The sequence below is a fragment of the Brevibacillus sp. LEMMJ03 genome (genome assembly GCF_007197875.1).
In the GTDB taxonomy this organism is placed as follows: Bacteria; Bacillota; Bacilli; order Brevibacillales; family Brevibacillaceae; genus Brevibacillus; species Brevibacillus thermoruber.
The window spans coordinates 59,475-75,690 of record NZ_VKJN01000005.1 but is presented as its reverse complement, the minus strand read 5'-3'; the positions used below and the strand labels follow the sequence as shown (position 1 = coordinate 75,690).

15 protein-coding genes are annotated in these 16,216 nt (G+C 61.0%); 13 read left to right on the top strand and 2 right to left on the bottom strand.

Annotation, left to right across the window (positions count from 1 at the left end; genetic code table 11):
* Positions 1-128: 128 nt before the first annotated feature.
* From FOI68_RS08385 to holA, 4 genes are all read left to right on the top strand, one after another.
* Positions 129-2,513: a DNA internalization-related competence protein ComEC/Rec2 gene (locus FOI68_RS08385; RefSeq protein ID WP_255433407.1), complete on the top strand. Its 2,385-nt coding sequence runs from the start codon at positions 129-131 to the stop codon at positions 2,511-2,513.
* Positions 2,514-2,565: 52 nt separating this feature from the next.
* Positions 2,566-3,111 carry an RNA polymerase sigma factor gene (locus FOI68_RS08380; protein WP_143862848.1) on the top strand — a complete coding sequence of 182 codons (546 nt, stop codon included), beginning with the start codon at positions 2,566-2,568 and terminating at the stop codon, positions 3,109-3,111.
* A complete protein-coding gene (locus tag FOI68_RS08375) occupies positions 3,111-3,983 on the top strand; it encodes an anti-sigma factor (protein WP_035300121.1) in 873 nt (290 codons plus the stop codon). The genes FOI68_RS08380 and FOI68_RS08375 overlap by 1 nt, the downstream gene beginning before the upstream one ends.
* 351 nt (positions 3,984-4,334) lie before the next feature.
* Positions 4,335-5,381 (top strand): DNA polymerase III subunit delta, encoded by a 1,047-nt coding sequence (gene holA / locus FOI68_RS08370; protein WP_044899655.1) that lies wholly within the window; start codon positions 4,335-4,337, stop codon positions 5,379-5,381.
* A 42-nt stretch (positions 5,382-5,423) separates the two neighbouring features.
* Here the strand turns inward: holA and rpsT are convergent, their stop codons facing one another.
* Positions 5,424-5,699, bottom strand: coding sequence for a 30S ribosomal protein S20 (gene rpsT, locus FOI68_RS08365; RefSeq protein WP_029097338.1), 276 nt, complete (start codon positions 5,697-5,699; stop codon positions 5,424-5,426).
* A gap of 157 nt (positions 5,700-5,856) precedes the next feature.
* Here rpsT and gpr point away from each other — a divergent pair, with 157 nt between their 5' ends.
* The 8 genes from gpr (at position 5,857) to nikC (ending at position 14,639) form a co-directional block, all read left to right on the top strand.
* Entirely contained in the window at positions 5,857-6,963 is a 1,107-nt protein-coding gene (gene gpr / locus FOI68_RS08360) for a GPR endopeptidase (RefSeq protein WP_143862847.1), read from the top strand.
* A 188-nt stretch (positions 6,964-7,151) separates the two neighbouring features.
* Positions 7,152-8,333 (top strand): stage II sporulation protein P, encoded by a 1,182-nt coding sequence (gene spoIIP / locus FOI68_RS08355; protein WP_044899653.1) that lies wholly within the window; start codon positions 7,152-7,154, stop codon positions 8,331-8,333.
* A gap of 6 nt (positions 8,334-8,339) precedes the next feature.
* Positions 8,340-8,648, top strand: coding sequence for a DUF3679 domain-containing protein (locus FOI68_RS08350; RefSeq protein WP_143862846.1), 309 nt, complete (start codon positions 8,340-8,342; stop codon positions 8,646-8,648).
* Positions 8,649-8,875: 227 nt separating this feature from the next.
* Positions 8,876-9,844, top strand: coding sequence for an ABC transporter ATP-binding protein (locus FOI68_RS08345; RefSeq protein ID WP_035300111.1), 969 nt, complete (start codon positions 8,876-8,878; stop codon positions 9,842-9,844).
* Positions 9,845-9,862: 18 nt separating this feature from the next.
* Positions 9,863-10,834 (top strand): ABC transporter ATP-binding protein, encoded by a 972-nt coding sequence (locus FOI68_RS08340; RefSeq protein ID WP_029097333.1) that lies wholly within the window; start codon positions 9,863-9,865, stop codon positions 10,832-10,834.
* 156 nt (positions 10,835-10,990) lie between these two features.
* Positions 10,991-12,643, top strand: a complete 1,653-nt coding sequence (locus tag FOI68_RS08335; RefSeq protein ID WP_143862845.1) for an ABC transporter substrate-binding protein — start codon at positions 10,991-10,993, stop codon at positions 12,641-12,643.
* A gap of 79 nt (positions 12,644-12,722) precedes the next feature.
* Positions 12,723-13,733, top strand: a complete 1,011-nt coding sequence (locus FOI68_RS08330) for an ABC transporter permease (RefSeq protein ID WP_035288531.1) — start codon at positions 12,723-12,725, stop codon at positions 13,731-13,733.
* 12 nt (positions 13,734-13,745) lie between these two features.
* A complete protein-coding gene (nikC, locus tag FOI68_RS08325; protein ID WP_029097330.1) occupies positions 13,746-14,639 on the top strand; it encodes a nickel transporter permease in 894 nt (297 codons plus the stop codon).
* A gap of 118 nt (positions 14,640-14,757) precedes the next feature.
* Here the strand turns inward: nikC and FOI68_RS08320 are convergent, their stop codons facing one another.
* Positions 14,758-14,961, bottom strand: a complete 204-nt coding sequence (locus FOI68_RS08320) for an alpha/beta fold hydrolase (RefSeq protein WP_143862844.1) — start codon at positions 14,959-14,961, stop codon at positions 14,758-14,760.
* Positions 14,962-15,120: 159 nt separating this feature from the next.
* Here FOI68_RS08320 and FOI68_RS08315 point away from each other — a divergent pair, with 159 nt between their 5' ends.
* Positions 15,121-16,215 (top strand): M24 family metallopeptidase, encoded by a 1,095-nt coding sequence (locus FOI68_RS08315; protein WP_255433418.1) that lies wholly within the window; start codon positions 15,121-15,123, stop codon positions 16,213-16,215.
* Position 16,216: the final 1 nt, after the last annotated feature.

Sequence of the window (16,216 nt, the reverse complement as noted above, 5' to 3'; positions counted from 1 at the left end):
ACTGCCCTCCCTCTGATCGGACCATGCGGGTCTGGTTTCCGCTGGCACGCATTTTTTGCACCGTTTTTTTGTCCCTTCCCCCTTGTGTACACTCGATGTCTCAGGCACATGACACGGGGGTGACGTTCGTGACCGTTTTTACCGCGAGCCTCGCGGCAGTCTGCGGGCTGCTGGCGGGGGCCTACCTGCAGGCCGCCTGGCTGGCCCTTTTGGCCGCCGCCGCGTCGGCAGTGTGCCCGCTCCTGCCCCGCCCGCACCGCAAACGGATTCTTTGCCATGCGCTCATCTGTATTCTAGCAGGTCTTTACTTTCAAGGGTACGACTATCTCCACCGTTCGACGCTGCTGCCGATGGCGGAGGACGGCGAGACGATCGTGGTCGCCGGCGTCATTGACTCGCCGGTGAAGCGCGACGGCGATACGGCCCGGCTTTTTCTGTCCGTCGAAACGTGGGGAAAAAACGGGCGGCAGATGTCCGGGATGGCGGCAGCGGAGCGGATCGCCCTGCGGGTCCGTTTGTCCCGTGAGCCGGAAGCGCGTGAGGCGGAGCGGTGGATGCAGGGCAGCCGCCTGTCGGCCACGGTCCGGCTGTCGCTGCCGTCTCCGGCCCGCAACCCCCATGCGTTCGACTACGCCCGCTATCTGCGTTGGCAGGGCGTGCGGGTCACGGCGGAAGCGGAGTACGGCGACATCCGGGTGGAGCCTGCCGAGTCCGGCGTGATGATGCTGTTTCGCCTGTGGCAGACGGAAGCCGCCGACCGCATCGCCCTGCTGTTTCCCGACCAGGAAGCGGCCGGTTACATGCAATCGCTGCTGCTGGGCATCACGGACGGGGTGTCGCCGGAAACGGAAGAGATGTACGACAACCTCGGCTTGAGTCACGTGCTGGCCATTTCCGGGCTGCACGTGACGCTGGTCAGCGGGATGTTCGTGTGGAGCGTGGAGCGGGCGGGGATGCCGCGCCGGCCGGCCCTGGCGCTGACGATGGTGCTGCTGGCCGGCTATGTCCTGATCGTGGGGGCCGGCGCCTCCGCGGTGCGCGCCGGAATCATGGGGGCGATCGGCCTGCTCTGCCAGGCGGGAGCCCGGCAGGCGGAGGGGAGGGACGTGTGGGGCTGGGCGCTGCTGTTGATGCTGGGGTACAATCCGTACTACCTGTGGCACCTGGGGTTCCAGCTCTCGTTCGGCGTGACGCTGGGGCTGATCGTCCTCGTGCCCGTCGGCCGCCGGTTTTTCACGCGCGGTCCCGAGTGGCTGCGCACGTCGCTGGCCGTCACCTTTGCCGCGCAGGCCGTCTCGTTCCCGTTTCTCATCTACCATTTTCACCAGTTTTCGCCGCTCTCCTGGCTGGTCAACCTGCTGGCAGTGCCGCTGCTCTCGATAGTGGTGCTGCCCGCAGGCTACCTCGCGCTATTGCTCGGTCTGATTCACCCGGCGCTGGCCGTACTGCCCGTCCGGCTTGCTTCCGCCCTGCTGCGCTGGCTGCACGGGCCGCTGTTTTGGCTGGAGGAGCTGGCGGTGCCGTTTTCCCATTGGCCGCATCCCCAGTGGTGGTGGATCGCGGTGTACGCGCTTTTTCTCGCGGCGCTGCCCGTTCTGTGGCGGCGGGGCTACCATCGCCCGAGAGACCGCTGGCTGTACGCCGCCCTTTTTCTGTTTCTGCTCGCGGCCGCCAGACAGCCGTTCGCCGACGGGGACGAAGTGCGGATCACGTTTCTTGACGTCGGTCAAGGAGATTCTATCGTTGTCGAAGTTGGCAAAAAGAAGGTATACTTAATAGATGCGGGTGGAACACCCCGGTACCCTGCCAGGGAATCCTGGCGGGAGCGACGCGATCCGTTTGAAGTGGGGAAAGACGTCGTGCTGCCTTTTTTGCGAGCGCGCGGGATTGAACGGATCGACCATGTGGTGATGACGCACGGGGATCACGACCACATCGGAGGGATGGCAGCGCTGGTGCCGCGCTTTGCCTTTGGCTCGGTGCTCGTCAACGGCACACCTCCCCGTGAAGAGGAAGCAGCGATTCTCGAACGTTTCCGCGCAAGACGCGTACCTGTCCTGACCGGCAGGCCGGGACAGACATGGACGGACGTCCCCGGCGTGGAGTGGACCTGGCTTCACCCGGACGGAGATTCGGCACATACGGGTAACGACGCTTCTGTCGTGCTGCGTCTCACCGCTTACGGCACGACTGTTTTGTTTACCGGCGATATTGAACGGGCAGGGGAAGAGCAGCTGCTTTCCCGCAGCCTGCCGTCACCCGTCGACGTGCTGAAAGTGGCGCATCACGGCAGCAGCACATCCAGCTCTCCCGCTTTGCTGGCCGCAGCAAAACCACGGTCTGCCGTCATTTCGGCCGGCCGCAACAACCGCTACGGGCATCCCTCGCCCGTCGTGGTCAAGCGTTTGATGGACACGGGGGCAGATGTTTACCGAACAGATCTGCAAGGGGCCGTCACCCTGGTCATCCGCAAGGGATCGGTGCACTGGCAGACGCAAATCACCGATATATAAAAGCTTGCAACCTTTTTCAGCAGCGCCCCGTCTGTAGGAGGGAGAGGAGATTATGCGAGAAGCAGAGCTGATCAGGATGGCGCAAGCCGGGGATCACGACGCGCTTGTCGAGCTGCTCCGATCGATTGAGGCCTCTGTTTACCGCAGCGCCTATTATATCCTAGGAAATGAACAGGACGCTCTCGATGCTTCCCAGGAAGCGTTGATCCGGATTTATCGAAAGCTGGACACGTACCAGGAAAAGGCAAAGTTTGCCACATGGGTGCAGCGGATCGTCAACAACGTTTGCATGGATAAATTTCGCGCCAAGAAGGAAACGGTCTCGATTGACGAGCATGAGCTCATCATCCCTGATCGAAACAACGTAGAAGACGAAATCCTTCTCACCAGTTTGTCGAGCGATATTCAGCAGGCGATCGGAAAACTGCCCAAACAGTACCGCATGGTGGTGGTGCTCCGCTATCTCGAGGATTTGTCCTACCAGGAGATCGCCGAGACATTGGATCTGCCGCTGAATACGGTCAAGTCGTATTTGTTTCGGGCCAGACAACAACTGCAGGAGTTGTTGCACGACTATCAGAAAGGGGGGATCGGTTGATGATGGACGAAGAAATCTGGGAGTGGATGCAGCGGGATATGGACGGGGACCTCTCACCGGAAGAGCGGGAGAAGCTACTCGCCATGCTCCGGAACGATCCCGACCTGCAGCTCAAGTACGACCGCTTGAAAAGGGTGTCTGAGCAGTTGGAACAACTTCCCCCTGTCACACCACCCTACAGCCTTGTGGACGCGATCCTGCCGCAGTTGGAGTCAGGCTCGGTCCGGCCGGCAGCTGAATCAGGCCCGAAGCGGGAACCGCTGCCCAAGCTGGAGGTGAAGCAGGCGGCTTCTGCTGCCGAGAAACCGGCGAAGTGGCGGCGGGCGTACGTCTGGATGGCCCGCATCGGCAGCGGCGCAGTTGCCGCCTGTCTGCTCGTTTTTCTGCTCTTCATGGGCAGCGGCGACAAGCAGCCGGAAGCGGACGGTTACCAGCAAGGTTCGCCTGGTGAAGAAGCGCCTGCGGTGGCCCCTGCCGTGGTCGGCCCGCCAGTGCCCCCACCGAGCACTCATTCATCATCCGTAACACCGGGGGAACAGCCGGAGAAACCGGCGCAGACGGTGAAACCGAAGGCTACAGAGAAAAAAGATCAAAAGCCCAAGGCGGAACCGAAATCGCAACCAGCAAAGCCAGCCGCCCAACCGAAAAAGACGGTGGAACCCAAACCGCCCGTAAGGCCGGTCATCGAGCCTCCGGAAGAAAAGCCGGTTTTTCCGATTGGCCTGGAAGAAAAGCAGGACGATAAGGAAAAAAAGTCCGACAGGAAGGAAAAAAAAGAGCATGACGGCGGCGACGACCGCGATGATCGGAACAGCCGGGATGACGACGATCATTCCGGCAGCGACAGAGGGAAATCGCGCGACAGGGACTGACGCCCCCTCTGCGCGTGCAGCGTTCGTGTCCGCTCGTGACAAACGCGTCTTTTACCAATGGACCGGCACCGGCAGGGAGGGTGTTGCGTATATTGCAGTATCCAGCACCCCCTGCTTACCGTTTCAGGAGGAGGCATCCCGGGACTTCTCCCAAAACGTTTACATAGAGGTGCCCATACGAAAAACCGCAGCCTGTACGGCTGCGGTTTTTCGTTTCGCCCTACAGGAGAACACCCCCGCCGGGAAGGAGCGGACCCGCCCGCCGCGTCTGTGACGGAGACGTCCCCGGGTGCCCGTTGCGCGCGCAACTGTGCTATAATAGCCCAGGAATACGAAGGAGGAGGAGAAGCCATGCCGCTGCTTTCGGCCATCCGGGAGATCAGACAGAAGCAGTTTGCGCCGGTTTACGTCCTGTACGGCCCCGAGTCTTTTCTCGCCGAAGAGTTTCTCGCGGCGGCCCGCCGGGCGATGATCGATCCGGCCTTCGCCGATTTGAACCTGAGCGTGTACGACTGCACGGAAACACCGCTCGCCGAAATCGTCCAGGATGCGGAGACGCTGCCGTTTTTGGGGGACCATCGCCTGGTGATCGCCCGGCAGGCGTACTTTCTGACCGGCAGCAAGCCGGCGACGAAGGTGGAGAGCGATCCCGACGTGCTGCTTGCCTATCTGGAGCAGCCGCCGACCTACACCTCGCTGGTGCTGCATACGGAGGCGGACAAGCTGGACGAGCGGAAAAAACTGGTCAAGGTCCTGCAGCAGAAGGCCAAGGTAATTCCGTTTCAGCCGCTGCGGGACGCCGATCTGTACGCCTGGGTGGAGCGTCAGGCGGAAAAGTACCAGGCCGTCATTCAGCGGCCGCAGGCGGTGAAGCTGGTGGAGCGCGCAGGCGGCGACCTGCGCCTGCTGGACAAGGAGCTGGAAAAGATGGCGCTGTTCGTGGGGGGAAGCGGAGCGGTCATCACGGACGAGGTGATCGAAACGCTGGCCTCGCGCACGCTGGAACAGGACGTGTTCGCCCTGATCGAGCATGCGGCCGCAGGCAGGCTGGACAAAGGTTTGCGGATGCTGTACGACTGCCTGAAGACGGGCGAAGAGCCTATCCGCCTCGTGGCGCTGATGGCAAGGCAGTTCCGGCTGCTTTTGCACGTGCGGCAGTGGGCGCCGCGCGGGTATTCGCAGCAGCAGTTGGCCGGCATGCTGAAAGTGCACCCGTACGCGGTGAAAAAAGCGATGGAGCAGGCGCGCCACTTTTCCGAAGCAGCGCTGAGAAGGCTCCTGGCCATATTGGCCGAGGAAGACTACCGGATGAAGTCCGGACAGGTGGACAAGCGGCTGGCCCTGGAGCTGTTCATGACGCGCGTCTACGAGGAACGGACCAAAGCAAAAAACCCGTGAACCAGGTGTTCGCGGGTTTTTTCTCTGATGTACCGTTTACTCTTACGCCACAGGAGCGTTCAGAGCGTTGAACTTTTTCATCAAGCGGGACTTTTGACGGTTTGCTGCGTTTTTATGAATGAGACCTTTCGTAGCGGCCTTGTCCAGCTTTTTCACAGCCACCAGAAGAGTGGATTTCGCCAGTTCGACATCGGAAGCAGCGACCGCTTTCTCAAAGTTCTTCATCGCAGTACGCAGGTCGGACTTTTGAGAAGCGCGTTGTGCGCGGCGCTTTTCGATTTGTTTGGTGCGCTTGATCGCGGATTTAATGTTTGGCATGTGTGTCACCTCCTTAGACGACCATAGGCATGCAGGAAATACAACAAAACTTATTCTAGCACGCAGACCTGCCATTTGCAAGAAAGGATTCGGAATAAAAAACGGGGTTTCAAGCAACCTAACAGCAGGAACAAATTGGAGAAGGGAGCATGTACAGATGGAGCACAACATCGATTTGTCCGGGTATGCCATCCGGACCGACCTGGCCCTCGAAGCGCATGAACTGGCCCAGCAGCGGCAGCCGCAGGGCGGCCCGATTTCCGGCGTCCGGATCGAGACGGACGATTCGGAAGCGGGGATCAAGGTAACGCGCCTGGCCGTGGAGAGCGAGGAAGCGGGCCGGCAGATCGGCAAGCTGCCCGGCCACTACATCACCATCGAGGTGCCGAAGCTGCGCGACAACGACACGGCCGTCGAAGAACGGGTAGCCCAGCGGTTCGCCCGGGAGTTTGCCCGGTTTCTCCGCGAACTGGGCATCACGGAAGAGAAGAAGGCGCTCGTCGTCGGCCTCGGCAACTGGAATGTGACGCCGGACGCGCTGGGACCGATGGTGGTGGAAAACCTGCTCGTCACCCGCCATCTGTTTACGCTCGCTCCCGAGTCGGTGGAAGACGGGTACCGCGAAGTGAGCGCCCTCTCGCCGGGGGTGCTGGGGATCACGGGCATCGAGACGAGCGAGATCATCTACGGCGTGGTGGAAAAGAGCAGGCCCGACTTTGTCATCTGCATCGACGCGCTGGCCTCCCGCGCGCTGCACCGCGTCAACACCACGATCCAGATCTCCGACACGGGGATTCACCCCGGCTCCGGCGTCGGCAACAAGCGGAAGGCGATCGATGAGAAGACGCTGGGCATTCCGGTTATCGCGATCGGCGTACCGACGGTCGTGTTTGCCTCCACGATTGTCAACGACGCCATCACCTATCTGCTCGGCCACTTTGGACAGTCGATGCAGGAAAGCAACCGGCCTGCCAGCAAGCTGGCGATGAGCAGCCTGCCGGAGCGGAAAGAACCGTATACGGAAGAAGATCTGCCCGACATGGAGGCGCGCAAGACGTTTCTGGGCCTGGTGGGCTCGCTGCCCGAGGAGGAAAAGCGGCAGCTCATTCACGAGGTGCTGCGGCCGCTGGGACAAGACCTGGTGGTGACGCCCAAGGAAGTGGACGACTTCATCGAAGGGGTGGCCAACGTGCTCGCCACCGGGTTGAACCAGTCGCTGCACCGTGCCGTCAACGGGCAGAACAGCGCTGCCTACACGCACTGACGGACCGCCGTCTTGGCCGTCTTTTGGAGAGCGCTCCCCTGTGACGGCGCGGACGGAAAAACTAGCGGTGAGAGAAAAGGTAGAAAAGGGTTCTATCGTCTCTATGACGCTCATAGGCTAAAGCATAGACAAGCGTTCGGCGATTGTACAGTCCGCTGTCAATGCAAACAGCATGAGGAGGGAGACAGATGGCAACCCTGATTCAGCGCCAATTTGTCGCGCTTTCCATTATTACGGCCTTCCTGTTCATCGTCACCGGAGTGATGGCGATGCACGGCAACCGCGTCATGATCGCCTCGTCCGCCGTGCAGCAGGCGGCGGCCCGCGTGTCCAGCCTGGCCATGCTCAAGTGGATGGGACAGGAGATTCCCGCCCTGACCGAGACGGTGCAGGCGTCGACAGAACGGGGCGCCAACAGCGTATCCGGCTTTTTGTTCCAGGTGGCCACCGGCATCCAGCCGGGTGACCTGCGCAGCCTGCTGGGAAGGGAACTGCCCGGCATGCTGACGGCGGACGACGCCCGCTTTGTCGTCGCCGGCAAAGACTCCACGCTGGCCGACCTGTACGTGGAATATCCCGCCTATCCGCATCAGGTGATCGATGCAGCGCCGTCCGGCGACAGCGGCGAGACGGCAGCGGACGATGCGCAGCCGAAGCCGGAGGAGAACAAGGCGGCACCGCTGCCCAACCCGACCACCGGCGGAAAGAAAATCGTCTACGTCTACAACACCCACAACCGCGAGTCCTGGTACAGCGAAACCAAGCCCGTGGGGACATCGGTCGACCACCCCCAGCGCAACATCTCGCTGGTCGGCAAGCGGCTGGCGGAAGCGCTGAACGAGAAAGGCATCGGCACGGAGTTCAATGCGGAAGACATCTACCAGAAGCTGCTGGACAAAAAATTGGACTACGCCCTCTCCTACGCCGAATCGCTGCGGGCGGTCAAGGCGGCGACGGAGCGGAACCGGGAGCTGCACTACTTCTTTGACCTGCACCGCGACACCGCGCCGCGCAGCAAAACCACCGCCACCATCAACGGCAAGACCTACGCCCGCGTCCTGCTGGTCATCGGCAAGCGAAACAAAAACTACGAGAAAAACGAGCAGTTTGCCACCGAACTGCACCACCTGATGGAAAAGATGTATCCGGGCCTGTCCCGTGGCGTCATGGAAAAAGGGGCGAAAACCGACCACGGCGAGTATAACCAGTCCATCTCACCGGGAAGCCTTTTAATGGAAATCGGCGGAACGAGCAACACGCTGCAGGAGTCGCTGAACACGGCGGAAGCGCTGGCGGACGTGTTCGCCGAGTACTACTGGCAGGCGGAAAAGGTGGGCAAACCGCTCACCGGCGAGCCCGCCAAGAGGTGAGGACGCATGAACGTGACGGTGAAGCTGGCGGGGATGGTGGTCATCCTGCTCGTCGGCGTGGCGCTGGGGCTGCAGACGGCCGAGCGCGGCATCCACAAGGTGAGCGGAACGCCGGAGCAGCATCCGCAGACCTTTTACATCAAAAAGCTGGACAAGGGCCAGATGGAGATCGCAGTGATGGGCACACAGGTGCAGGCGGCGGCGCCGCAGGAGATGGTCAACTACGTCAGCAGCGCGGGCCAATCGCTGGGGCGGCTGGTGAAAGACGGGGCGAAGTCGGCCGTTGAGTGGATGGCCGGGATTTTTGCCCCATAAGCGGTCGTTTACGGACAAATAAATGAAGGCGAACAGTCAGGTTTCAAACAGGCTCGCTGCACATGCGGGTCTTTCTTGTTGGTTCAAACGGATAAAAGATTTTGTTTATTTAGTCAAGTTGTAATTATATGAATTTAATACGTTGCCAAAAAATTGGATTAATGGCATAATTGATCACAGCTAGTCGTCTTGTCCTATGGAATATATCGGTAAGAGAGGTGCACGGCGTGTCACAGCCTTTGCTTGAGATCGAAAACCTGCAGACGCACTTTTTCACGGACCGCGGACAAATCCCCGCCGTCGACGGCGTTTCCATCAGGGTGAACAAAGGGGAAGTGGTCGGCATCGTCGGCGAATCCGGGTGCGGGAAAAGTGTGACCTCGCTTTCCGTGATGAGACTGGTGCCGAACCCTCCCGGCAAGATTGTCGGCGGCTCCATCCGGTTCAAGGGGGAAGAGCTGGTCGCGGCCAGCGAAAAGCGCATGAGGGAGCTGCGCGGCAACGAGATCGCGATGATCTTTCAGGAGCCGATGACATCGCTCAATCCCGTCTACACGATCGGCGACCAGATTGGCGAAGTAATCCGTTTACATACCGGCGCGACGAAAAAAGAGGCCAGGCAGCGCTCGATCGACATGCTGAAAAAAGTGGGCATTCCGCGTGCGGAAGCGATCGTTGACGAATACCCGCACCAACTGTCCGGCGGCATGAGGCAGCGGGTCATGATCGCCATGGCGATGGCCTGCAATCCCGAGCTGTTGATTGCGGACGAACCGACGACGGCGCTGGACGTGACGATTCAGGCGCAGATCCTCGATCTGATGCGGCAGCTCAACCGCGAGTCCGAAACGGCGATCATGATGATCACGCACGACCTCGGGGTGGTTGCGGAGATGTGCCACCGCGTCGTCGTGATGTACGCGGGCAACGTGGTGGAGGAAGGCGACGTCCGCTCCATCCTGAAAGAGCCGAAACATCCGTACACGATCGGTTTGCTCCATTCCCTGCCCAAGCTGGAGGGGGCGCGGAAGCGGCTGTACTCCATTCCGGGCAACGTGCCGATCCCCGGATCGCTCACCGTGGGCTGCCGATTTGCCCCGCGCTGCGAGCACGCGACCGACAGGTGCAGGACGGAGATGCCGGAGCTGAGACCGGCGGGACCGAATCGACGCACCCGCTGCTGGCTGTACGATTAACCCGAAAGGAGCATGCAGGTGGCTGAAGATCTGCTGATTGTCAAGAACCTGAAAAAATACTACCCCATCACAGGCGGCGTTTTCGGGAAAGAGATTGGCGTAGTCAAGGCGGTGGACGACGTGTCGTTCACGGTCAAGCGGGGGGAGACGCTCGGCTTGGTGGGCGAAAGCGGCTGCGGCAAGTCGACGACCGGACGTTCCCTGCTGCGGCTGATCGAACCGACCGCCGGCGAAGTGACGTTCGACGGCGTCAACATCACCGCGCTCACAGCGGACGAGATGCGCAGGATGCGCCGCCACATGCAGATTGTCTTTCAGGATCCGTTCGCCTCGCTCAATCCGCGGCACAATATTGAGAAGATTTTGGAAGAACCGCTCGTGGTGCACGGCATCGGCACGCCCGCCGAACGGAAAAAGCGGGTGAGGGAGATGCTGGAAGTGGTCGGCTTGAGCAGCTACCACGCGCAGCGCTATCCGCACCAGTTCAGCGGCGGCCAGCGGCAGCGGATCGGCATCGCCCGGGCCCTGATGCTCAACCCCAAACTGATCGTGGCGGACGAACCGGTGTCCGCGCTGGACGTGTCCATCCAGTCGCAGGTGCTCAACCTGATGCAGGACCTGCAGCGGGAGCTGGGGCTCACCTACTTGTTCATCGCCCACGATCTGAGCGTCGTCCGCCACATCAGCGACCGCGTCGGCGTGATGTACCTGGGGCGTCTGGTGGAACTGGCGGACAGCGAAACGCTGTACGCCCATCCGCTTCACCCGTACACCCGCGCGCTGCTGTCGGCGGTGCCGTCGCCCGATCCGGATGCCGCGCGGGAACGGATCATCCTGCAGGGGGACGTGCCCAGCCCGGCCAATCCGCCCGGCGGATGCACGTTCCACACCCGCTGTCCCCATGTGACCGAGGAATGCCGCAGCGTGCGTCCCGCGTTTCAGGACGTTGGCGGCGGCCATTTCATCGCCTGCCATCTGTACAAGGCCTGAGTCACGGAGGGGACCGGGCAGGAGCGGAAGACCGCCACACGGGCGGGGGAAACGCTGCCTGTTCCCAGGCAAAGGGGGGATGCGGAAAACGGTGACGGTCCAAACCAATCAATCGACGGCATGTCAAAAAAACGGAGGAAAAGGGGGCATTCATCCATGAAGAAGAACGTGCTTACCGCTGCGATGGCCAGCCTGTTGGCGCTCTCCATGGCGCTGGCAGGATGCAGCGGCTCGCAAACGGCCCAGCAGCCGGCTGACCAGTCGAAACAAAACCAGCCGGGGCAGACGGCGACGGAACCGGCCAACAGCGGTCCCAAGCAGTTGATCATCGGCCGCGGCGCCGACACGAAAAGCCTCGATCCCATCCGGGAGACCGACGGCGAAACCTTCAAGGTGACGGAAAACATTTACGAAACGCTGGTCAACTATGAAGATACCAGCACCAAGGTCATTCCGGGATTGGCGGAGAGCTGGGAAATCTCGCCGGACGGCTTGACCTACACCTTCAAGCTCCGCCAGGGCGTGAAGTTCCACGACGGCACCGATTTCAACGCCGAGGCGGTCAAGTTCAACTTTGACCGCTGGATGGACAAGAACAACAAGTACCACGACAGCGAGGGCTATCCGTACTACAACGACATGTTCGGCGGCTACAAGGGCGACAAGGACCACGTGATCAAGGAGGTCAAGGTGGTCGATCCGTACACCGTGCAGTTTGTGCTGAACCGGACGCTGGCGCCGTTCCTGGCCAACCTGGGCATGTCGCCGTTTGCGATCGCGTCTCCGAAAGCGATCGAAGGCGGAAAGCTGGGCGAGCAGCCGGTTGGTACGGGGCCGTTCAAGTTCGTGGAGTGGAAGCGGAACGACACCATCACGCTGGAGAAAAACCCCGACTACTGGAACAAGGGACTGCCCAAACTGGACAAGGTCGTCTTTAAAGTCATTCCGGAAAACACGGCGCGCCTGACCGCGCTTACCTCCGGCGAAATCGACCTGATGGACGGCCTCAATCCGGACGATGCGGAGAGCGTGAAGGAGAACCAGGACCTGCAGTTGATCCTGCGCCCGTCGATGAACGTCGGCTACCTCGCGTTCAACACGGAGAAGAAGCCGTTTGACAATCCGAAGGTGCGTCAAGCCATCGGCCACGCCATCAACAAGCCGGAACTGGTCAAAGCGTTCTACAGCGGCCTGGGTGAACCGGCCACCAACCCGATGCCGCCCAGCCTCTGGGGCTACAACGACCAGATCAAGGACCGCGACTACAACCTGGACAAGGCCAAACAACTGCTGGCGGAGGCGGGCTATCCCAACGGCTTCAAGGTTCAGTTCTGGGCGATGCCGGTGCCGCGTCCGTACATTCCGGACGGCAAGAAGATGGCCGAGGCGATTCAGCAGGACCTGAAAAAGATCGGCATCGAGACGGAAATCGTCACGATGGAGTGGGCCACCTATCTGGAAAAAACGAGGAAAGGCGAGTACGACATGTGCCTGCTCGGGTGGACCGGCGACAACGGCGACCCGGACAACTTCCTGTACACGCTGCTTGACAAAAACACGATCAACGGCAACAACATTCCCCGCTACGCCAACGAGGAAGTCCACCAACTGCTGCTGAAAGCGCAGTCCTCGCCCGATCAGGCGGAGCGGGAAAAACTGTACAAGCAGGCACAGGAGATCATCTTCAACGACGCGCCGCTGATTCCGATCGCGCACTCCACTCCGCCGCTCGCCGCGAAAAAGAGCGTCACGGGCTATCAGCCTCATCCCAAAGGCAGCGAAAGCGTAGAAAAGGTAGACATCCAATAAGGCAGACGGCAACAAAGGGTAAGAGGAACCCTTCTTCTTACCCTTCTCTCATGTGCAAAACGCGAAGGAAAGCGAGGAGATGGCCTTGCTGTCATACACCATTCGACGATTGTTGATGCTGATTCCCGTGCTGTTTGGCATGTCGCTGATTGTATTTGCCATTATTCACGCCATCCCCGGCGATCCGGCGCTGACCATTTTGGGGGAAAAGGCAAGTCCCAAAGCTCTGGAGGAGCTGCGGCAGCAGCTCGGGCTGAACAACCCCTGGTACGTGCAGTACTTCCACTACCTGTGGGACATTCTCAGAGGAGACCTGGGCGACTCGCTGCACACCAAGGCCCCCATCGCCAAGGAAATGGGGCCGTACCTGGCCGCCACGGTCGAATTGACGCTGGTCAGCATGATATTTGCCGTCTTCATCGGCGTAAATGCCGGAATCATTTCGGCCTGGAAGCAAAACTCGTGGTTTGACTACATCTGCATGCTGATCGCGTTGATCGGCGTATCCATGCCCGTATTCTGGCTGGGATTGATGGAGCAGTGGGTGTTTGCCCAGGAGTTGAAGTGGCTGCCTTCCATTGGACGCGACAATCCGCGTGATCCCGTAACGGCGATTACGCATTTCTATATCATCGACGCGATGCTGGCCGGACGTTGGGATCATCTCCGCGACGTCATCCAGCACCTGATTCTGCCAAGCATCGCGTTGGGGACCATCCCGATGGCGATCATCGCCCGCATCACCCGTTCCAGCATGCTGGAAGTCATGCGCGCCGACTACATCCGGACGGCGCGTGCCAAGGGGCTGGGGCAGTTTTTCGTGGTGTACAAGCACGCCTTGAAAAATGCGATGATTCCCGTCCTGACCATCGTCGGGCTGCAGACGGGGCTGTTGATCGGAGGGGCCGTCCTGACCGAGACGATTTTCGGCTGGCCCGGCGTAGGCCGCTACATTTTTACGGCGATTGGAAACCGCGATTATCCCGTCATTCAATCGAGCATTCTCGTGATCGCCACCATTTTTGTCCTGATCAACCTGTTGGTCGACCTCCTCTACGCCTACGTCGATCCGCGCATCAAATACCGCTAAGGAGGACGTCTTATGGCAGAAACCCATGTGGAAACGGTACGCGTGCAGCAACCCGACGAGCCGGTCTCGTCTCCTTGGCGCGACGCTTGGCGGACGCTCCGCAAAAACAGGATGGCCATCGCCGGCTTCGTCATCATTTTCGTGTTTGTGCTGCTGGCCCTGCTGGCTCCGTACATTACCCCCTACGCATACGACAAGGGAGAGCTGATCGACAAGAACAAGCCGCCGTCGGCCGAGCACTGGTTTGGGACCGACTACAACGGGCGGGACGTGTTTACCCGGGTGATCTACGGGGCGCAAATCTCCCTGCGCGTCGGGCTGTTCTCCGTTATCGGGTCGGTGATCGCCGGCACGTTTCTCGGCCTGCTCGCCGGCTATTACGGCCGGTGGGTGGACATGATCATCTCCCGGCTGTTTGACATCATGCTGGCCTTCCCCAGCATCCTGCTCGCCATCGCGATTGTGGCGATGCTCGGCCCGTCGCTGGAAAACGCCCTTTTGGCGATCGCCATCGTCAACATTCCCACCTACGGGAGGCTGGTCCGTTCGCGGGTGTTAAGCCTGAAAGAGGAAGAGTTCGTCATGGCGGCGAAGGCGATCGGATCGAAAAACTCGCGGATTATTCTGCAGCACATCCTGCCCAACAGCCTGGCGCCGATCATCGTCACCGGCACGCTGGGCATCGCCACGGCGATTCTCGAAGCGGCGGCCCTGGGGTTCCTCGGACTGGGTGCGCAGCCGCCGCAGCCGGAGTGGGGACTGATGCTGTCCGACTCCCGCCAGTACATTCAAAAAGCGCCGTGGACCGTCATCTTCCCCGGCTTGTCCATCATGCTGACGGTGCTCGGCTTCAACCTGATCGGCGACGGTCTGCGCGACGCGCTGGACCCGCGGATGAAACACTGAAAAAGCCAACCCGTCCGGCTGTCGAGGTGCTCGGCAGCCTTTTTGCATGGGCGGCAGCCTTTTTCGGCTTCATCCGCCGGGTCCATGCAAAGACCCAACCGGACGGATGCCTCTGCGCTCACCTTACATCGACAGTCTCGCGTCCAACCGATTGGACAAACGCCCGGCACCGTTCGTTACACGCATCGGCGCCCCGGGTGACGACCTGATGCGTGACGCCGGGAATCAGGACCAGCCGGGCATGGGGCAGGCGCTTGGCCAGCAGCCGGCCGTACGCGTGCATCCGCTTGTCCTGCTGGCCGTAGACGAGCAGCGCCGGCACGCGAATTTCCGGCAGCCGTTCGGTGCAGCGGTAGCGATGGCCCGCCGCGTACTGCCGGCACAGGGTGCGGGCGTCGGTTTTTTTTGCCCGTCCGCTTCTTTTTTTCCCGGGGACATGGTATCCTCGCAGTAGAAACCAAGAGAAAGCAGGGTGAGCGAGTTGTACCAGGAGCGCATGCAGCAGTTGCGCGCGTATATGGAAAAGGAAGAGCTGGACGCGGTGTTGATCACCTCGCCCAAACACGTTTACTATCTGACCGGCTTTTTTACGGAACCCCACGAACGGTTCATGGGCCTCATCATCCCGGCGCAGGGCGAACCGTCGCTGATCGTCCCGGCGCTAGATCGCGAAGCGGCGGCCGAGGCGGCGTCCGGCGTCAAGCAGATCCTGACGCATACCGATACGGACAATCCGTACGACGTGTTGAAACAGGCGCTGCCCGCCGGGTTGACGCGGCTGGGCATCGAAAAGAGCCACATGACCGTGGAGCGCTTCGAAGCGATGAGCGCGGTCGTGGCGGCAGCGCGGTACGCCGATGTGGAAGAGCCGCTCCGCGAAATGCGGCTGATCAAGTCGGCGGAGGAAGTGGCCCGCATCAAGCACGCCGTACGGCTGGTGGAAGAGGCGCTGCGCGAGAGCCTGAAAAAAGTGAAACCGGGCGTCACCGAGATGGAGATCGTCGCCGAACTGGAGTACCAGATGAAGCGGCTGGGGGCGGACGGGCCGTCGTTTGACACGATAGTGCTGGCCGGGGAAAAATCGGCGCTGCCGCACGGAACTCCGGGCAGCCGGCAGGTGTGCGAGGGAGAACTGCTGCTGTTTGACCTGGGCGTGGCGGCTGACGGCTACGTGTCCGACATCACCCGCACCTTTGCGGTCGGCGAGATCAGCCCGCAGCTCCGGGAGATCTACGAGACGGTGCTCGCGGCCAACGAAGCGGCCATCGCCGAGGTGCGCCCCGGCGTCACGCTGGCTCACCTCGACCAGACGGCTCGCCGCGTGATCGAGGAGAAAGGGTACGGCCCGTATTTCATGCACCGTCTGGGCCACGGGTTGGGCATGGACGTCCACGAGTATCCGTCGGTTCACGGGCAAAACCAGGCAGTGCTTCGTCCCGGCATGGTCTTCACGATCGAACCGGGGATTTACCTCCCCGGCGTGGGCGGCGTGCGGATCGAGGACGACGTGCTGGTGACGGAAAACGGCAGCGAGGTATTGACGCAGTTCCCGAAACAGCTGACCGTCATCGGGTAAG

What these genes read in the sequence shown, in the direction of transcription:
- FOI68_RS08380 (WP_143862848.1), top strand. Translation starts at nt 2,566, where the DNA reads ATGCGAGAAGCAGAGCTGATCAGGATGGCGCAAGCCGGGGATCACGAC.
- FOI68_RS08375 (WP_035300121.1), top strand. Translation starts at nt 3,111, where the DNA reads ATGATGGACGAAGAAATCTGGGAGTGGATGCAGCGGGATATGGACGGG.
- holA (WP_044899655.1), top strand. Translation starts at nt 4,335, where the DNA reads ATGCCGCTGCTTTCGGCCATCCGGGAGATCAGACAGAAGCAGTTTGCG.
- rpsT (WP_029097338.1), bottom strand. Translation starts at nt 5,699, where the DNA reads ATGCCAAACATTAAATCCGCGATCAAGCGCACCAAACAAATCGAAAAG.
- gpr (WP_143862847.1), top strand. Translation starts at nt 5,857, where the DNA reads ATGGAGCACAACATCGATTTGTCCGGGTATGCCATCCGGACCGACCTG.
- spoIIP (WP_044899653.1), top strand. Translation starts at nt 7,152, where the DNA reads ATGGCAACCCTGATTCAGCGCCAATTTGTCGCGCTTTCCATTATTACG.
- FOI68_RS08350 (WP_143862846.1), top strand. Translation starts at nt 8,340, where the DNA reads ATGAACGTGACGGTGAAGCTGGCGGGGATGGTGGTCATCCTGCTCGTC.
- FOI68_RS08335 (WP_143862845.1), top strand. Translation starts at nt 10,991, where the DNA reads ATGAAGAAGAACGTGCTTACCGCTGCGATGGCCAGCCTGTTGGCGCTC.
- FOI68_RS08330 (WP_035288531.1), top strand. Translation starts at nt 12,723, where the DNA reads ATGGCCTTGCTGTCATACACCATTCGACGATTGTTGATGCTGATTCCC.
- nikC (WP_029097330.1), top strand. Translation starts at nt 13,746, where the DNA reads ATGGCAGAAACCCATGTGGAAACGGTACGCGTGCAGCAACCCGACGAG.